At 55.0% G+C, this 17,810-nt stretch carries 16 protein-coding genes; 13 read left to right on the top strand and 3 right to left on the bottom strand.

All coding sequences use genetic code 11. The annotated features are described in order from the left end of the window. Positions 1-2: 2 nt before the first annotated feature. The 11 genes from B5F70_RS09215 (at position 3) to B5F70_RS09160 (ending at position 13,931) form a co-directional block, all read left to right on the top strand. The gene (locus B5F70_RS09215) at positions 3-1,319 is read left to right on the top strand and encodes a hypothetical protein (protein WP_087205278.1); all 1,317 of its coding nucleotides are present in this window, start codon (positions 3-5) and stop codon (positions 1,317-1,319) included. Beyond that, on the top strand, positions 1,312-2,103 hold the full coding sequence (locus B5F70_RS09210) for a hypothetical protein (protein WP_087205277.1): 792 nt from the start codon (positions 1,312-1,314) through the stop codon (positions 2,101-2,103). Before B5F70_RS09215 ends, B5F70_RS09210 begins: the two co-directional genes overlap by 8 nt. Positions 2,104-2,158: 55 nt before the next feature. Next, on the top strand, positions 2,159-3,352 hold the full coding sequence (locus B5F70_RS09205) for a hypothetical protein (protein ID WP_143753966.1): 1,194 nt from the start codon (positions 2,159-2,161) through the stop codon (positions 3,350-3,352). Next, positions 3,342-4,394, top strand: a complete 1,053-nt coding sequence (locus B5F70_RS09200) for a polysaccharide biosynthesis protein (RefSeq protein WP_087205275.1) — start codon at positions 3,342-3,344, stop codon at positions 4,392-4,394. Before B5F70_RS09205 ends, B5F70_RS09200 begins: the two co-directional genes overlap by 11 nt. A 1-nt stretch (position 4,395) precedes the next feature. Then, on the top strand, positions 4,396-5,619 hold the full coding sequence (locus tag B5F70_RS09195; RefSeq protein WP_087205274.1) for an NAD-dependent epimerase/dehydratase family protein: 1,224 nt from the start codon (positions 4,396-4,398) through the stop codon (positions 5,617-5,619). Between the two features lie 4 nt (positions 5,620-5,623). After that, positions 5,624-7,039 (top strand): glycosyltransferase, encoded by a 1,416-nt coding sequence (locus tag B5F70_RS09190; protein WP_143753965.1) that lies wholly within the window; start codon positions 5,624-5,626, stop codon positions 7,037-7,039. A 27-nt stretch (positions 7,040-7,066) separates the two neighbouring features. Continuing rightward, the gene (locus B5F70_RS09185) at positions 7,067-8,290 is read left to right on the top strand and encodes a glycosyltransferase family 4 protein (protein ID WP_087205272.1); all 1,224 of its coding nucleotides are present in this window, start codon (positions 7,067-7,069) and stop codon (positions 8,288-8,290) included. A 564-nt stretch (positions 8,291-8,854) separates the two neighbouring features. Continuing rightward, positions 8,855-10,348: a polysaccharide biosynthesis C-terminal domain-containing protein gene (locus B5F70_RS09175; protein WP_087205270.1), complete on the top strand. Its 1,494-nt coding sequence runs from the start codon at positions 8,855-8,857 to the stop codon at positions 10,346-10,348. 84 nt (positions 10,349-10,432) lie between these two features. Further along, the gene (gene wecB / locus B5F70_RS09170; protein WP_241145965.1) at positions 10,433-11,611 is read left to right on the top strand and encodes a UDP-N-acetylglucosamine 2-epimerase (non-hydrolyzing); all 1,179 of its coding nucleotides are present in this window, start codon (positions 10,433-10,435) and stop codon (positions 11,609-11,611) included. 248 nt (positions 11,612-11,859) lie between these two features. Continuing rightward, complete coding sequence (locus B5F70_RS09165; protein ID WP_087205268.1) at positions 11,860-13,362, top strand: serine/threonine-protein kinase; 1,503 nt, start codon at positions 11,860-11,862, stop codon at positions 13,360-13,362. Between the two features lie 23 nt (positions 13,363-13,385). Then, a complete protein-coding gene (locus B5F70_RS09160; RefSeq protein ID WP_087205267.1) occupies positions 13,386-13,931 on the top strand; it encodes a hypothetical protein in 546 nt (181 codons plus the stop codon). 222 nt (positions 13,932-14,153) lie between these two features. Here B5F70_RS09160 and B5F70_RS09155 read toward each other — a convergent pair whose 3' ends face one another. Next, positions 14,154-14,546 (bottom strand): hypothetical protein, encoded by a 393-nt coding sequence (locus B5F70_RS09155; RefSeq protein WP_087205266.1) that lies wholly within the window; start codon positions 14,544-14,546, stop codon positions 14,154-14,156. Between B5F70_RS09155 and B5F70_RS09150 the strand changes: the two genes are divergently transcribed. After that, on the top strand, positions 14,520-14,756 hold the full coding sequence (locus tag B5F70_RS09150) for a hypothetical protein (RefSeq protein WP_087205265.1): 237 nt from the start codon (positions 14,520-14,522) through the stop codon (positions 14,754-14,756). The two genes, B5F70_RS09155 and B5F70_RS09150, sit on opposite strands and share 27 nt — an antisense overlap. A gap of 6 nt (positions 14,757-14,762) precedes the next feature. Here the strand turns inward: B5F70_RS09150 and B5F70_RS09145 are convergent, their stop codons facing one another. After that, positions 14,763-16,208, bottom strand: a complete 1,446-nt coding sequence (locus B5F70_RS09145; RefSeq protein WP_087205264.1) for a hypothetical protein — start codon at positions 16,206-16,208, stop codon at positions 14,763-14,765. A gap of 199 nt (positions 16,209-16,407) precedes the next feature. Here B5F70_RS09145 and B5F70_RS10555 point away from each other — a divergent pair, with 199 nt between their 5' ends. After that, the gene (locus B5F70_RS10555) at positions 16,408-16,533 is read left to right on the top strand and encodes an AAA family ATPase (protein ID WP_143753963.1); all 126 of its coding nucleotides are present in this window, start codon (positions 16,408-16,410) and stop codon (positions 16,531-16,533) included. 32 nt (positions 16,534-16,565) lie between these two features. On the opposite strand, the gene B5F70_RS09140 is transcribed toward B5F70_RS10555, so the two are convergent. Beyond that, the coding region (locus tag B5F70_RS09140; protein ID WP_087205263.1) for an ISL3 family transposase at positions 16,566-17,810 on the bottom strand (1,245 nt) is incomplete at its 5' end.

Raw genomic sequence — 17,810 nt, 5'->3', positions numbered from 1 at the left:
GTATGGTTAACGAGTTTCCTAAAGTGCTCATAGTCGGCACTGTTCCCTACAATAAGAAATCCACTTCCCGAGCTTTCGAATCGTACTTTCATGGCTGGAATAAGGAGCGCCTGGCGCAGGTGTTCTCCAATACGCGAACCCCCGTCAAGGGACATTGTGGCTCCCTGTATCAGATTACCGACCAGCGCCTTGTGAAGCGCAGATTTGACAAACGCATCAAGGTTGGCAAGAGATATGAGTATGACGAACTGCCGGACGAATGGCTGGACGACGACTTGGAGCTAGGTAGCTCCATGTTTAGCAAGCTGTACGCCTTCGGCAGCCGCAGTAGTCACATCACGCACTTGATGAGGAAGTGCGTCTGGCGCGAGAGGTACTGGCATACGGAGGACCTTGATGCTTGGCTTGATGCCTTCAAGCCTGACTGCGTTTTCTTGGCGTTCTCGAACGACTACTTTATCCTGGAGATTGCCCTCTACGTTGCTGAGAGGTTTGACGTGCCGATTGTCTCGGCGATAGGCGATGACTACTACTTCGAGGAGAGGAAGACCCTCTCGCCGCTCTATTGGCTGTACAAGAGAACCTATCGTTCTCTGGTGCGTCGCGTTTTTGAGCACGGTGGAAGCGCTGTTTACATTGGCAACAAAATACGCGATAAATACAACTCGGCGTTTGGCTTGCGAGGTGAGACGGTTTACCTGACATCAGAGGCTCACAGAAGGCCGTTTAGGCCTATAAATACCGAGCGCCCGATTATTCGCTACTTCGGCAACATCAGGCTCGGGCGGAACCGGTCTCTCCTCGAACTTGGCAAAGTTCTAGGTCGCATCAATTCCAACTACCGTCTGGAGGTGTATTCCAACGAGACCGATTCGAAGCAGTACCAGATGCTCGTTGATGAGCCGATGGTCGATTTCATGGGCTCTGTGCCCTATAAGACGGTCCTCGAGAAGACTCTGGAGAGCGATGTCCTGGTGGTGGTCGAGGGCTTCGATAAAAGGGATGTTGACATCACTCGTTATTCTCTTTCTACCAAGGTGGCAGACGCATTAGCGTCGGGGGCCATGGTGGTGGGCTACGGCAGCTCCGAGTGTGGGGCCATAGAGTATCTCGCCGAGGTCAATTGTTGTTGTGTGGCAAACAATGTTGCGGATCTGCAGCAAAAGATTGAGCATATGCTCGGCGATGTAGAGCTTCAGCGGCGTCTTTATAAGGCGAGTAGCGAGGTGGCACGCGTGAACCATACGCTAGAGAACAGCAACGCGGTCTTCAGGGGCATCGTCAAGGAGGCCATGGAAGGGTACGTGCGCCATGAGTAGGGCTATAACAATGCTGATAAGCAGTTGCGATGCCTATTCGGATCTTTGGGACGGGCATATTGAGCTGCTGAACAGGAATTGGCCCGAACGTAATTTCAAGGTTTTGCTCGTAACCGACAAGCCTACAGATAGGACGTACAAGGGCGTTGAAATCGTGGCAGCTGGCGCGGGGGTTGAGATGCCCCAGAGGATTGCTTACGCTCTCGATCGCGTTGAGACTCCCTATGTGCTGCTGACGCTCGATGATTATTATCCAGTTAATCGAGTGCGCGAAGAGAAGATCAGCTCGCTTCTTGATCAGATGGGGGAGCTTGAAATCGATTACCTTCGTTTGTTCAAAAGGCCCATGCCTAAAAGGAAGATATTGGGACATGAGGGGCTGTACTGGGTTGATTTGGATGGCAATTATAGGGTTAACCTTTATGCGGGCATCTGGAGCGCCGAATTCCTGAAGGCGACTGTTGGAGAGGGTCTAAACGCGTGGCAATATGAGGTCTCATTGACGGATAAGGCTCGAGAATATGGCGCAGTGTGTGCCGCGAGCCTAGGAGGCGAGTTTGAGACGCTCGATGTCGTGCGCAAGGGAAAAATCCTGCACAAGGCGGCGCGCTATTTTAGGAAGGACCCCGTGTACCAAGGCAACAGGGGCCTATGCCCCCTTTCCCACGAAGTACAGATTGCAGTTCGTACGTGCATGACCGAGCATCTCCCGAAAGGCGCTATTGGCGCCATGAAGCGCGTGATGGCAAAATTCGGCTTCAAATTTTATTCGGGGCTTAATTAAAAGTTGAGAGCCTTTCGGAATCAGGGTAATGACATTCTTAAAGTTGATAAATAGTATGAGCGCCGCGCAAAGGTTTTACATCCTTGTGGTCGCATTATTCAGTGTTAACTTCTTGGCTTATGGAAACCTAATTTCTATTGTGGGCTGCGTTCTTCTGCTGGTGTTCTGCAGTACGCTAGAAATGCCGCGTAGCAGTCTCTTCCTTTGGTTTTACCTGTTTGCTGTCGCGTATCCCACCTGTACAGTTTTATTTGGCGGCATCACCGATATGACGACATCGTTGTTTCTCGTTGGCATTGGAGTAGCCAGCTCATACCTTCTTGGCAATATGGCACTGCGACTGTTTCCCAGATGTACGCCCAGTGTGTTCGTTCTCCTAATTTGCTTCGGTTTTGCTGCCCATGGGATGCTCAACCTTGTCGCAAATATCCTCTCTGGCACGGGAAGTGGTGGTCAATGCATCGATTTTTGGACGAGGAGTTATTCTGCTGCGACCGCACAGGCAATCCTCTTCACCCCTTTGATTGCGATTATGTGGGCAGTTCTTCTGGCAAAACGGAAGAGGCTGCTAAAAATAGTGACATTGGCAGTGATGGTTGCAGCACTGTATTATGATTTTATGCTAGGTGGAAGATCATTCTTCGTTCTGATGGCTCTTTCCGGTCTGGTTTTGCTAGCGATAAAACTTGGCAACGTCAACAAGTCGATATTTGACGCGATGAAGGGCGCAGCGCTCATCTTCATTCTGTGCGTTGTGGCGTTTGCGCTGTATCAGGCTGATTTTCTATCACTAAAGAGCAGTTTCGAGACTTCCTACATGGCCCATAGATTTAGTTACCAAGGCGTGGGCGATGACGACAGGTCGCAGAGGTGGCTGTATTACATCGCGCATTTTTCGGAGGGAATTCTCGGCGGAAACGTGATTGGCACCACGTCGGGATACGGGTATGCGCACAACCTCTGGCTCGATACGTTTGACGAGGCGGGGCTGTTGCCTTTGGTATTTCTCGTTTTGATTGCTGTGCAAAGCATCGCGAAAACGATTCAAGTGACATCTCGTTCGGATGTATACGAGCAAAGCATCATTCTGTCTTTTCTCATCATCTTGATGGCCCAGTTCTTTGTTGAGCCGGTAATGCAGGGAAGTCCGTTGCTGTTTATGGCATTTGCTTATTTTTGCGGGCTGATTGATTGGGAATCGAATCGATTAACAAAAGCGAATACACGATTGGAGAATAATGACAACTAGTTACAAAGATAAGACTCTACTCATCACCGGTGGTACGGGCAGTTTCGGCTCGACCGTGTTGAAGCATTTCGTACATACCGATCTTGCTGAGATTCGTATTTTCAGCCGTGACGAGAAAAAGCAGGACGACATGCGACACTGGCTGCAGGAGAGAAGTCCTGAGCTAGCATCCAAAGTGCGTTTCTTCATTGGCGATGTGCGCAATGCTCAGTCGGTGCGCGATGCGATGCACGGCGTCGATTACATCTTCCATGCAGCCGCGCTCAAACAAGTGCCTTCATGCGAGTTTTTCCCTATGGAAGCCGTGCGTACAAACGTTATTGGTACTGATAACGTCCTTCATGCCGCAATTGACGAGGGGGTTGAGCGTGTGGTATGCCTGTCCACCGACAAGGCTGCGTACCCCATTAACGCCATGGGCAAGTCGAAGGCCATGATGGAGTCCATCATCTATGCCAACGCCCGTAATGGCGCCGGTCGTACTACTATCTGCTGCACCCGCTATGGAAATGTTATGTGCTCGCGTGGCAGCGTGATTCCGCTGTTCATCGACCGAATTCGCAAGGGCGAGCCGCTTACCGTCACTGACCCCAACATGACGCGTTTTCTCATGAACCTCGATGAGGCAGTGGATTTGGTGCAGTTCGCTTTTGAGCATGCCAACCCGGGTGACTTGTTCATTCAAAAGGCGCCGGCTAGCACCATTGGCGACCTAGCTGAAGCTGTGCAGGAGGTGTTCGGTCATGTAGGAACGCAGGTAATCGGCACACGCCACGGCGAGAAACTCTACGAGACGCTCATGACGCGCGAGGAGCGTCTGAGAGCCGAGGATATGGGCAATTACTTCCGTGTTTGTTGTGACTCACGCGACCTGAACTATGATAGCTTCACCGTCGAGGGTGATGTGAAGACCCAAGCAGACGAGAGCTATACCTCGCATAACACTACTCGTTTGGACGTGGCGGGTACCGTGGAGAAAATCAAGACTGCCGAGTACGTGCAGCTGGCCCTTGAGGGCCGCGAGCGCGAGGCGGTGCAGTAAGATGCGGGTGCTTATTACCGGCTCTAAAGGCTTTGTTGGCAGGAACCTATGTGAGGCCTTGAAAAACATTCGGGATGGTAAGGACCGCAGGAAGAAATACCAATCTCTGCTGCCGCTCACGATTTATGAATACGACCGCGATGGCACGCAGGAGGAGCTGAGCTTCTACTGCTCAACGGCGGATTTCGTAATCAACCTGGCAGGTATCAATCGACCCAAGGACGCGAAAGAGTTTATGGAGGGCAACCGAGGCTTTGGCGAGGTTCTCCTTGGTCTGCTCGAGCACCACAAGAACACATGCCCAGTGATGTTGTCCAGCAGCGTGCAGGCGACCCTTCAGGGCCGCTATGCGGGTAGCCCGTACGGCGAAAGTAAGCTGGCGGGTGAGGAGCTGCTGTTCGATTACGCCGCAAGAACTGGTGCAGAGGCTTACGTCTATCGCTTTCCGAACCTGTATGGCAAGTGGTGTCGCCCCAACTACAACTCCGCTGTGGCAACGTTCTGCGATGCCATCGCCAATAACCGCGAGTTTAAAGTTAGCGATCCGAGTGTGGAGCTTGAGCTGCTCTATATAGACGACCTCGTTGCGGCCATGCTTGATGCTCTCCTGGGTGAAACGCGTCGCTGCTGCTACGAGGGGCTCGAGTGCGTTCCTGACGCAGCGGGAAGGTATTGCTATGCGCCTGGTGCGCAGAAAGCAACGCTGGGTGAGATCGTTGCCATGCTTGAAGGTTTTCGCGATGCCCGCGAAACGCTGGTGGTACCCGACTTGCTCGAGGACGGCTTCTCCAAGAAACTCTACTCGACCTTCTTGAGCTACTATGAATCCGAGCGTTTCGCTTATGAGCTTCGTTCCAATGCAGACGCGCGTGGTAGCTTTACCGAGTTCCTGCGCACGCCGGAGCGCGGGCAGGTGTCCGTTAACGTGAGCAAACCCGGTATAACCAAGGGCAACCATTGGCACATGAGCAAGTGGGAAAAATTTCTTGTAGTATCAGGCGCCGCGAGTATCAAGTTGCGTAGGGTTGGCTTGGATAGCGATGGGAATCCCTACCCGGTGGCTGAGTTCGTGGTGCGCGGCGAGGACATGCGTGTGGTAGAGATGATTCCCGGATACACGCACTCGATTACTAACCTCAGTAAAGCTGATGACCTTGTCACCGTGATGTGGGCCAATGAGCCTTTCGATCCCGAGAATCCTGACACTTACTACGAGGAGGTATAAGGATTTGGCGGTATATGTGCAGATTAACTGCGTCCCAAACGGTTCGACTGGTGGCATCATGCTGAATGAGCACAAGGACAGGCTGGCGAATGGGGACACTTCCTATGCTTTCTGGGGAAGGGGACGTAGCCCCAAGAACAAAGGGGAATGGAAGTTTGCCAATGAGGCTGGCTGCAAGACCCATGCTTTGTTGGACAGACTTACGGGCAAGCACGGGTTCTACTCGTCCTTTGCGACACGGAAGCTACTGAGACGCCTTGATGAAATCGGGCCAGACGTGGTCCATCTGCACAATATCCATGGGTACTACGTGAATATTCCGATGTTATTTGGCTGGCTTGCTGAGCACGATTGCAAGGTCGAGTGGACCCTGCACGACTGTTGGGCGTTTACGGGCCATTGTGCGTACTTCACATATGTGAAGTGCGCGCAATGGAGGACCCATTGCGCGTACTCGAAGAAGTGCCCTCAGCTGCATGCATATCCCATGACGTACTCGCCGTTCACCTGTTCGTGGAATTTCGAGCAGAAGAAGAAGTACTTTACTCTCGTGCCAGCCGAGCGTATGAGGCTTATAACCCCCTCAAAATGGCTTGCCGATTTAGTAGGTGAGAGCTTTCTAGCCAAGTATCCCGTGGAAGTACGTCACAACACAATAGATGCATCCGTGTTCAAACCCACTCCGAGCGATTTCCGTGTTCGATATGGTATTGGTAATCGATTCATGGTGCTTGGCGTAGCAAGTCCTTGGAGCGATCGAAAAGGTCTCGGTGACTTTGTCCGACTCGCAAGTGAGCTAGATAGCGGCAGGTTCGTCATCGTGCTGGTAGGGCTTTCCGAGAAGCAAATTGGTAAACTTGCCAACATATTGGTCGCGCTTCCCAAAACCGAGAACAAAGAACAGCTGGCGGAGGCGTACAGCGCTGCCGACGTATTTGTGCACCCTGGTGTGGAGGAAACATTCGACATGACAGTTGCCGAAGCGCAAGCCTGCGGGACCCCCGTCATAGTGACCGCAGGTTCTGCATGTGCCGAGATTTCCGATTCGGATGCTGCCACGGTTGTGCCCGCCGATCTGTCGACGTTGAAGGCGACAATCGTAAAACTCGCCAGGGGGGGGCGAGTGGTTTTGGCATCTAGAACAGATTCCGCAGTGCAGCTTGCTGCAATTTATAGTGCGGCGGATATCTTTTTTAACCCGACTGTGGAGGACAACTTTCCTACGGTAAATCTAGAGGCAGAGGCCTGCGGAACGCCCGTGGTAACCTACGACACGGGCGGCTGCAGTGAGACGATCGAGGCCCCATGTAGTTTTTGCTGCGGTGATTACGAAGCTGCTTTAGCGCGGATTGCTTTGCAAGCATATTCGCGTAGTCATTGTTCGCCGTGCCGAAATAAGGCAAAGGCGCCTTCAATATGATAAAGAGGCCTGCACGGGAGAAGAGCTATGCAGACAACGTGCGAGCAAATTAAGCTTGTTCTCATATCGAATTTTTTGAACCACCATCAGCTTCCCCTTTGCGAGGAATTCTTAGATTTACTTGATGGGTCATTCAGATTCGTCGCAACACAGCCAATCCCCGAAGAGAGGCTGAGGATGGGTTATGCCAATTACAACGATATGTACCCTTTTGTAATCAAGGCATATGACGGTGAGGATGAGGAGACGGCCAGAGCGATATACGATGCCGACATTGTAATCAATGCTGGTGCGCCGGCATTGCGCTCGGTGATTCGTCGAGTATGGTCAGATAGGTTGACTTTCGTTTATGCAGAGCGCTTGCTCAAAGACGGCGATAGGGTTTTGCGGAACCCTCTCAGGTTGCTGAAATACAAATGGCTGTTTTCCCGCTTCAGCAGGAAAAACCTGCATTTGTTATGCGCAAGCAGCTATGCCGCTTCGGATTTTTCTAAAATTGGCGCGTTTCCGGGTAAGAAATATAAATGGGGCTATTTTCCTGAGCTTCCCCCCGTTATGGAGAAGAATGTTTGCGGACCTTTGCGCAAAGGCGGTTCCTCCGAACTGAGTATATTATGGGCGGGGCGTTTATTGGATTGGAAACGGCCGTATGATGCGGTTGAACTTGCCAGGTCGCTGTATGTTGAAAGCATTCCTTTTAATCTTCGGATTATAGGAAACGGCGTTGAGTTCGCGGGTGTTCAGGAGGCTGTAAAAGCCGCTGGTCTAATCGGCCGGGTTGAGATGCTGGGTTCCAAAGGCCCTGACGAGGTGAAGAGCGCCATGGCAGAATCGGATGTGTTTCTTTTCACTAGCGACTATAGGGAGGGCTGGGGTGCAGTTCTTAACGAGGCTATGGGATGTGGCACAGCTGTGGTGGCGAGCCATGCATGCGGTTCCACGAACTTCCTGATAAGGCACGGGGTTAACGGATTGATATATCCGTGTGGTTGCATAGAGAGTCTTCAGAGACAAGTTAGGCTGCTTGCAATCGATGACGATTTAAGGATTCGGCTAGGCAGGGCTGCAAGGGAAACCGTGCACGGCGAATGGGGGGCGCATTCTGCGGCAAGTAGGCTCTTGGAGCTGTCTGACTCAATAGTCGGGAAACGAGCAAATCCCTTTACAGCTGGTCCATGCAGCAAGGCTTACGACATCAGTAACGAAGAGGCCGAGGCGGCAGTTTTCGATTCTATGAAGAGGCAGGATTAAAAAGACGATGATAGTTCGAAGGATTATCGGGGCAGTTAAGAGAATGCTATTCATCCATCTAGTAAACGGCCCCCTTGCTGGGACGGATGCTTTTGAACTGAAACGAAAGCTCCTGAACTCGCTTGGTCATTCGATTGGCTCTGGGACAAAAGTGGTTGGACCCGTGTATTTGAGCGGAACTGCTATCATTGGCAAGAATTGTTGGATTGGACGCAATTTCTCTGTTAACGGGAACGGCAAGGTATACATTGGTGACAATTGCGACATCGCGCCCGATGTGCATTTCAACACTGGCGGTCATGTTATGGGGACGCATGGTAGGCGCGCTGGTGAGGGTGAGATTTACAATCAAAAGATTGGTAGCGGTACCTGGATTGGCGCTCGAAGCACCTTTGTAACCAATGTTGTGGTTGGCGAAGGGTGTATGGTTGCTGCGTGCGCATGTGTTGTCAGAGACGTTGAAGGGGATAGCCTTGTTGGTGGTGTCCCTGCGAAGCTGATTCGCAAATTGCCTTAGTATTGAGATAAATCCCAACGCCAACCTGTGTATTTGAGTTGTAGCATATGAATGATTTGAAAAAAGGCGCTCTACTTTCCTATGCGGGTGTTGTCTTCAATGCATTAAGCGGTCTTTTGTACACACCCTGGATGATTTCATGTATCGGATCAGATGACTATGGCCTGTATACCCTCGCTATGTCTGCGGTAAATCTCTTTCTTCTGGATTTTGGCTTGGGCGATGCTGTGTCCCGCTTTCTGTCTGCCTACTATGCGAAGGGCGATGAACGAAGGGCGAACGCGTTTCTCGGGGTGGTTTTAAAGCTGTATATCGCCATCGCGACAGTGGTGTTTGCTCTGCTCGCCCTTGTTTACTTCAATATTGATGTAATTTACGCAAATTTAGGAGATGACCAACTTGGCATCTTCAAAGGGTTGTTTTTTGTTGTCGCCTGCTACAGCGTCGTGTCGTTGCCGCTAATTTCCTTCAACGGAATTTTGACGGCTAATGAAAAGTTCGTCGCATTAAACGGTATTAACTTGGTCCAAAAAGTTGCGGCCGTCGCGCTGATAGTCGTTGCCTTGCTGCTTAATGAAGGCGTCTTTGCGATTGTATTGATAAATGCAGGGACGGGGCTCGTATGCTCGCTTTTGAAATACCTCGTGGTCTCTCGCGGTACCAGCGCTAGATATGCGGTGCGCTCCGATGTCCAAATATCCTACAGGGAGGTTTTGGGCTTTTCGTTCTGGTCGATGGTCGTTCAAATTTGCCAGCGTTTTATATTCACAATTATGCCATCCGTGCTTGCTATCGTCTCGAATGCATGGGAAATCACGCTCTTCGGTCTTGCGTCCTCGCTGGAGAGCTATGTGTATACAGTGGCTAGCGCACTTAACGGGCTGTTCATGCCTAAAGTATCGCGTATTTTGAACGCAAAGGACGTCAATGAGCTTCATCGTCTCAATTTGCGAATAGGGCGAATCCAGCTTGCGATAATCGGCGGTATTGTCGGGGGTTTTCTCGCAATCGGTTCGCGTTTTGTCGCGTGCTGGGTCGGGCCAGAATATGGAATGCTAGTCATCTGCACGCTATTCATAATAATACCGAGCGTATTCGATTTGCCTTTACTTGTGGAGAACACCGCAATCGTTGCTGCGGGCTATGTTAAGCAGCGGGGTGTGATTTACATCACGATGGCGATGATGAATATCGTTTTAGGGTTTTTGCTCGCGGGCAGGTTCGGAGCGGCTGGGGCCTGCGCTGCAATATGCTTATCTTATTTTGTACGTACGGCTGGGCAATGCGTTCTTTACAAGAAGTACCTTGGTTTCAGGCTGTTTAATTTTTTAAAATCTGCTTATCCCTTTTGGCTTGTTGCTGTAGGAATCGCGATTGTTGTGACGGCTATTGTTTCAAATGGCGTTCCTATCGAGGGGTGGCTCGGGCTGTTGCTATGCGCCATGGTCTTTCTTGTCGTATATGTTGTTGCTTTATTTTCCGTCTACTTTAACGGCTCAGAGATCGGGCTCGTGAAGTCTCTGGTTGGCAAAGGCAAGTGACAAATTCTCGGAACAGTAGCTTTCTCTCTTGTTTGGTTTGTTCCTGAATCGAATTCAATAGATGAAAAAGTAAAGGAGATAGTTGTGAGTGAAACGCAAGTCGCTTTTAAGAATGACGGACGCCTGAAGCTGTTGATTATAGTGGGCACGCGCCCCGAGGTCATCCGTCTCTCGGAGGTCATCAAGAAGTGCCGCTGCCACTTCGACTGCCTGCTGGCGCACACCGGGCAGAACTACGACTACACCTTGAACGGCATCTTCTTCCGCGATTTGTCGCTGGATGACCCCGACGTGTACCTGGACGCCGTGGGCGCGGACCTGGGCGAGACGGTGGGAAACATCATCGCCTCGAGCTACAAGCTCATGGTGCAGGTGAAGCCCGACGCTCTACTCATCCTGGGCGACACGAACTCGTGCCTTTCTGCTATTTCGGCAAAGCGCCTGCACATCCCCATCTTCCACATGGAAGCGGGCAACCGTTGCAAGGACGAGTGCCTACCTGAGGAGACCAACCGCCGCATCGTCGACGTGATCAGCGACGTGAACCTGGCCTACTCCGAGCATGCGCGCCGCTACCTGAAGGACACCGGCTGCGCCCCCGAGCGCACCTACGTGACGGGCAGCCCCATGGCGGAGGTGCTGCGCGCCAATCTCGAGAAGATCGAGGCGTCTAACGTTCTTGGCGAGCTGGGGCTTGAGCCTAAGCGCTACATGCTGCTCAGCGCCCATCGCGAGGAGAACATCGACACCGAGGCGAACTTCACGAGCCTGTTCACTGCCATCAACGCGCTGGCCGAGAAGTACGACATGCCCATCCTGTACAGCTGCCACCCGCGTTCTCGCAAGCGCCTGGAGGCCACGGGCTTCAAGCTGGACCAGAGGGTCCGCATGCACGAGCCCATGGGCTTCCACGACTACAACTGCCTGCAGATGAACGCCTTCGCGGTGGTTTCCGACTCGGGTACTCTGCCCGAGGAGTCGAGCTTCTTCGCGAGCATCGGCAAGCCCTTCCCGGCGGTGTGCATTCGTACCTCCACCGAGCGTCCCGAGGCGCTCGACAAGGCGTGCTTCACGCTTGCCGGCATTTCCGAGCGCGGCCTTCTGCAGGCTGTGCATACTGCCGTGGCCCTGGACGAGGAGGGGAGCCTGCCGCAGGCTCCAGTCCCCGACTACGCTGACGAGACCGTGAGCACCAAAGTTGTGAAGATCATTCAGAGCTACACGGGCATTGTTGACCGTATGGTTTGGAGGAAGCAGGGGTAGCTGTGGCTGGCATAGACTGGGCGGCCGCCCAGCCTATGCCGACGCGCTCGACGCAAGGGTTGGCCTTATCGTCCTCAAATACTATCGCGCGACGAGGGCTGTTGAGTTATGCGAGAAAACCGCCGTTAACGACGGAGGATATAAAGCAATATGCTTGAGATATGAGCACCGTCGCTCTGCCCCATAGCTGTTCTTGTGTTCCCCCTGATGGCTATCGGTTATTTTTATGAGGCTTGAATAAGGTGTCTATGGCTAACTTGAAACTAGACAACACGCTCGCAGGGGCGCTTTCGACGATCGTCGAGCGCTATAAGGATGATAATCAGTTTGTTTCCGTGGAGAATGCAGATAAGCTGGTTTTCGACGAGCTTGAGCGAATGGGCTACCTTAAAAACCTGAGCTATGATTTTTCAGGTAACGCCATCATGATTCCAACGTACAAGGCCGCTGCCTATTTCCAGGAAGAGAATGGCGCGGCAATTGTTGCGTCCCGTAATAATAAGGTGTTTGAGACGTTCAAAGAAACTTATACTCGGGTAAAGGGAATCGGGAATGGCGGCGCGGGCAACGTGTACGAGGTTGCCGCCTCGGATGGCGAGCGTTACGCGCTCAAGCTGCTGAACGCGGAAGCGGCCCGCAATCCCTCCAAGCTGAAGCGCTTTCTCCAGGAAGCGCGCTACGAGCTGGAAGGCAGGTGCTCTGCCGTCGTGAAGGCGGTTGACCTTGGCAGCATCGGTTCTGGCAACGAGAAGCGCCCCTTCTACGTCATGCCTTTGATGGACGGCAGTCTCGATGGCCTGATGAAGCGGGCTGAGGAGTTTTCTGCAGGTGCGCTGGCCGAGATGGTCCTGACTCTCATGGACGAGCTTAGGCCCTTCTACCGTGATGGGAACTTTCACAGGGATATCAAGCCCCAAAATCTCCTTTACGACGCCTCGTCCAATCGCTTGCTGCTCTCCGACCTCGGCATCGCACATATTGAGGAGGGCTATCCTGGCGCGACCGTCGAGACTGTCGCGTCTGACCGGTTGGCGAACTTTCAATACGCCGCTCCCGAGCAGCGCGTGAAAGGCGGCTCGTGCGATCAGCGGACCGACATCTATGCTTTCGGTTTGATTCTGAACGAGCTCTTCACTGCTGCCGTCCCGCAGGGCGCGAACTACAGGCGAATCTCGGATGTCGACGGGGAGCATGCCTTCCTGGACCGTGTCGTAGAACGCATGATCGCGCAGAACCCCGACGACCGCTACCCGAGCATAGAGGCCGTTCTCTTGGATGTCGAAGCCTTGTCCAACAAAGCCGCCGCTGAATCCGCTGCGCGCCGTGCTCTGGAGAATGTTGCATCCGATGAAGTGCCTATGATTCGCGTCGTCGGCAAGCGATGGGAAAACGGCGCCATCTTATTCGAGATGAGCGACGGGCTTCAAGGCCGCTGGCTGGACGTTTTCAGGAGTTACGGGCAGACGTCCTTTTGCACCGATGGGTTCTATCTTGATCCCAAGCGGTTCGGTTGCTCTGGCTCAACCCTCACGGTGCCGAAGGTGGGCTACGACAAGGTCAGGGCCAAGGAAGCGGTCGAATACGTCGGCCAGGTAGTCGATTGGGCCAACGGCGAGTATGCGCGCATGGTGAAGCGCGAAAGGCAACGCGAGCATGAGGAAGAGCTGGCAAGGCGCCGCGCCGAGCTCGAGCGCGCCGAGAAAGACGCCGAGTTCGGAAGCGCCATCAACGATATGCTTGCGAATATGTAGGCTCTTGAAGAAAGGGCTCTGCGTTGGATTCTTGCAGCCTAAGCGCCGTTCTGGACACCTTGACCCCAGCGCTCCCGTCGCTTGTCGGCACGCTTATCGGTGGGGCCGTGACGTTACTTGCGACTTGCATGACGGCAAGGCACCAGAACAAGCTCGAGGACAAGAGGCTTGACGCCTCTCGCGAGGATGAGTGGAGGCGCTTCGAGCGCGACAATCTGGTGGGGCTGCAAGAAGCTGTCCAGCGCAGTATGAGGGCCACGGGGAAATGCTGCCTTCAGATGGATAAGCTTGCTACTGAGGGGAAGGAATGGGCGGATTGGATTATCGACCCCGCGGACTCGGAAATGCAGCGCCAGTCGCTGGAGGACATCCTGTTGCTTTCGTGCAGGATCGATGATGCCGATCTGACAAAAGCCCTCTCACTATTTCGCCAGAAGGCTCATAACGTCACCTTCGGCTCAAGGACCCGTACTCAGCTGTTCGATTCGATGAGGGAGCTATCCGATGCCTACGATGCCGTTATGGAGGTCATCAGCGAGAAGCTGAAAGACTGCGTTAAGGGGCGCTGAGCCGGGCGAATAGGGGACGGAGGCGCGTTCGCTCTTGATAGGTTTTGGAACGCGAGGCCGCATGGCCCATGCTATATCGGGCTCCGCAATGTCGAGAAGGCCTCATTTCATCCGATACTATGTGACCGATTGCGAAGATTGTGCCGATGCTTAAGGTGGTTTGTTTGAAGCCCCGACCTCTATTGATTGACTTTTTCCTCCAGCGTTCACTTACCCCGCAACTCAACCGAGCTGCGGGGTTTCTTGGTTTTGGAGCTTCCAGAGTGCCGCCGGGTTCTGTTTGGTGGTTGTGGCCGTCTGCTCGTCGGGGAAGAGCAGCCCGAGCCGGTAGTCGCCTGCAGCAAACCGGTCGAGGTGCTCGCGCTCGGCTTCGGTGCGTGGCGGGATTCGCGTCTCTATAAAATGCTCGGCGGTTTCCATGAGCCCCTGGAGGGCCGGGCGTTCGCCCGCCGTCCTCAGCATGGGAATCAGCTTGTCCTCGAGCTCTTCCTGTCTGTCGGCGAAGCTCTCCACCCTGTCCTCGAAAGGCTGCGGGAACCTCGCTGAGATCGAGGCATAGTAGAGCATTGCCCGGAGGGCGAGCGCCTCATGCTCGTCGTCGGCGCCGTCGAGCACGCCCTTGAGGTTGCGGACGTCATAGGGGCTCCGCACCTTGATGTGGCCGAAGAGTGCCTTTACCGGCGCAACCGCGACTCGATCTCTTTCGAAGAGTGGATCAACCTCGACCTGCTCTACCTCCTCAAAGCCGGCATTTGGAGCGATGTCAACTTGATCATCCAGACCGTAGGCTGCGTGCTCACCATGCTGAATACTCGGTACCCGTGAACCAGACTATTCATCGCAAGCGTACAGATGCCTTTGATCGCCATTCATTACAAAGTCATCAACGAGCCGCGTGATGGTCAGGTAATGGGGGATGGGCTCGCCGTCTTCGTTTTTCGCGGGGCGGCGCGCGTACTGTTGACGGCTCTCCTCGTCCAGATGCCGGATGAGAAAGCGAGCGAGCTCGAGCTCTTGGGTGGCGTGCTGGTGGTAATCCATGAACTTGCCCACCTCTTTCTCGCTCAGGCCTGCGGCATCTCCCTGGCTGCGCCTCTTGGATTCATAGGCCTCTAGCGCGGTCTTGGCGTCGGTTCGGGACGGGCTCCCCACGAGGTCGCAGGGGAGCTTGGGGACCCTGCCTGCAGAGATGGAGTCATAGATGAAGAAGGCCCGCGGGCAATGAAAGTGGAGTAGCTTGCTCGAAAATGAAACGCTTACGCTCGGAGTTCCCTTGATGAGGAGCTTCGCTCCCTTTGAGAAGGATGCCCAGTTCTCGAGGAAGCCTCGCTTCACGGGGTTGGGTAGGCGGAGCGTGCGTAACGTGAGGATGACAATCGTGGCGTCCCTGAGTATGCGTGCAGAGTTGAGCGCCTTGGCGAAGTTGATGACGCAGGCTGTCAGGTCGCCGACGTACTCCCGGCATCCCTCTGGCTTCCGCCCGAACAGAATCTCGTCCGACCGTTTGGAGAGGGATTCGAGCATGGCGAGAAACCCGCTCTCATGGAAGCGCCGCAGCTGCTTCCGTGCGTCTGCCACAACCTCCTGGAGACTCTTGACGTCATGGGCGAATTCCTCTGGGCAAAGATGGATGTCACTGAATCCGACCCCCCTCATTTTGGTCGCCGCGTCGAGTGCCTCGATCAACTCAATCCTGTCCGCCGTCTTCTGTACAAGGTGGTCTATCTCATCAATGAGATCCTTTGGACTGCCCCTGAAGTATGTCGTGGAGCCTGTGCAGCACTCCGTCCTATACAGCGTTCGGGCGATGTCTTGGAAGAAGCTCTCGTATCCTTCCGTATCAAGAAAGCTTTCTCGTGGTTTTCCGGGATGGCGGTTTTTGTATCCCCTCCCATTCTCCGCACTCAGCGTGTATGAGTACCGTTCAGGAGACGCCGCATACGCACGTCCAATCAGCCACATTTGGTTTGCGAGGGCTGACTCTGCCGGCGTAAGCCACTCCCGGTCCAGACTCTCCTCTCGTTGCCGCTCGACAATTTCAGCGCATGGGAGAGGGCTCCTCTCGCAGTAATAGTACAGAAGGTCGTTTCCGTCCCAAGTGACGTTATGCATAGAGCGTGTGGCCTCGTTGAGTACTTGTTTCATTTCGATCCTCCCCTTATCGGCTTCGTTTCCCAGGCGATGGACGATATAGAAGTCTACCCGCAGTCCGTAATCGTGTCCCACGGCCGTCAACTTGTGGGGCCCTACATCCTGCTTGCACTCGGCAGCGAGCATTGACTCGGCGACACCATGAGCTGTGCGAGTTTCCCGTTCTTTCGACGGGCTTTCGACCGACCGAGACTTCACGACTGCGCTGGTGCACGATGATCTGAGGCTCTGCTGCGCTGGGCGGCAAACGGACGACTTTTTGCTTGAGCTGGTTATCCTACAAGACAGGGCAGACGTGTCGAAGGGGGCGTGGCCAATGGTACGCATGACGCTTAACCGATACGCTGTTGGCACGCAGTCGTTCTCGGCGCTGCGGCGCGAGGGCGCCCTGTATGTCGATAAGACCGAGTTTGTCTGGCGCCTTGCGCACCAGGCGGGTAAATACTTCTGAGGCTTCGGTAGTTTGTGTGACAAGGGGCTAGCCTAGGCAGCAACGCTCTTCGCTCCCTTCACGCCCTTCTTCCTCGCCTTCACCGGGCGACCCGGGAGCTGGGGCTGGCAGTCGCCGCACCTGAGCATGAGCAGGGCCACGAGGTTGTCGGTGTTGCGGAAGCCGTAGCCCATCCTCACCGTCACCTTGATCTTGTTGTTGATGGCCTCTACGCGCCCGTTGCTGATGCCGAGCTCGACTGCGGCGATGATGTCGTCGCGCCGGCGGCGCACCTTCTTCTCCACGGCGACGACCTTGGCGATCTTGCAGTAGGCGGCCCTGTGCATCCAGTCGTCGAGCAGCTCGGCGGCCTCGGAGCCGTCGGCTGCCCGGAAGACGGCCCGCAGGTCCTCCTTGAGCTCCCAGGCCCTGACCAGCCGCGAGCCGGCCCTCTTCTTGAGCGCCTCGAGCCTCGCCCTCTGGCCGTCGGTGAGGTCCTCGGGGTTCTTCACGAGCGCGTAGCGGCTGCCCTTGATGGAGGCCGCCTCCTCCTCGAGCGCCCTGACCTCCTCGGGCGGCAGCTCGCCTTTGGCAGGCCTGCCGCGCTTGCCCTCGGGCCTGGGCCTGGCGGCCCTGGCGGCGGCCCTGGCGGCGTTCCACTCCTCGCAGCGCACGGCGTCGAGCGCGTCGTTCATCCACTGGACCACGTGGAAGGGGTCCATGACCCACCTCGCGTTGGGGCAGCGGCGCTTGACCAGCTGCCTTATCCACCTCGCGCCGTCGGCGGTCACCACCTCTATGGCGCGCCTCTGCTCGCGCGTGAGCTCGTCGAGGAACAGGTTGAGCACGTCCTTGCCGGTGCCCTCGTGCGCCCAGATGAGGCAGCCGCGGTCGTGGTCGACGACCACCGTGACGTACTTGTGGCCCTTCTTGTACGACGTCTCGTCGATGCCGATGCGGCGCACGCCGTCGAACCTCGAGGCGCCGCGCGCGGCCTCCAGCTCGGCGTAGACGCGCCTGCACACGCCGCCCACGCTGTGCCACTCGACGCGGGCGAGCTCGGAGACCGCCGAGGCGGTGCAGCGGACCGCCAGCCACGCCACCCAGTCCTCGAAGTCGCGCGTGAAGCGCGCCCCGTGCCGCGCCCAGGGGACGGCCTCGGTGCGCACGCCGTGCTCCGGGCAGCGCACCCTGCAGGGCGCGTACTCCAGGTAGCAGGCCGAGCGCGCCAGGTCCATCGCCCTCCACAGCCTGGGGGCCCCGCGGTTCGCCATGTCGTAGAAGTCGCAGGCCCTGCC

It is taken from the genome of Collinsella sp. An268, from assembly GCF_002159765.1.
In the GTDB taxonomy this organism is placed as follows: domain Bacteria; phylum Actinomycetota; class Coriobacteriia; order Coriobacteriales; family Coriobacteriaceae; genus Coprousia.
The sequence above is the reverse complement of the archived record's forward strand: the minus strand, read 5'-3'. Positions and strand labels throughout refer to the sequence as shown.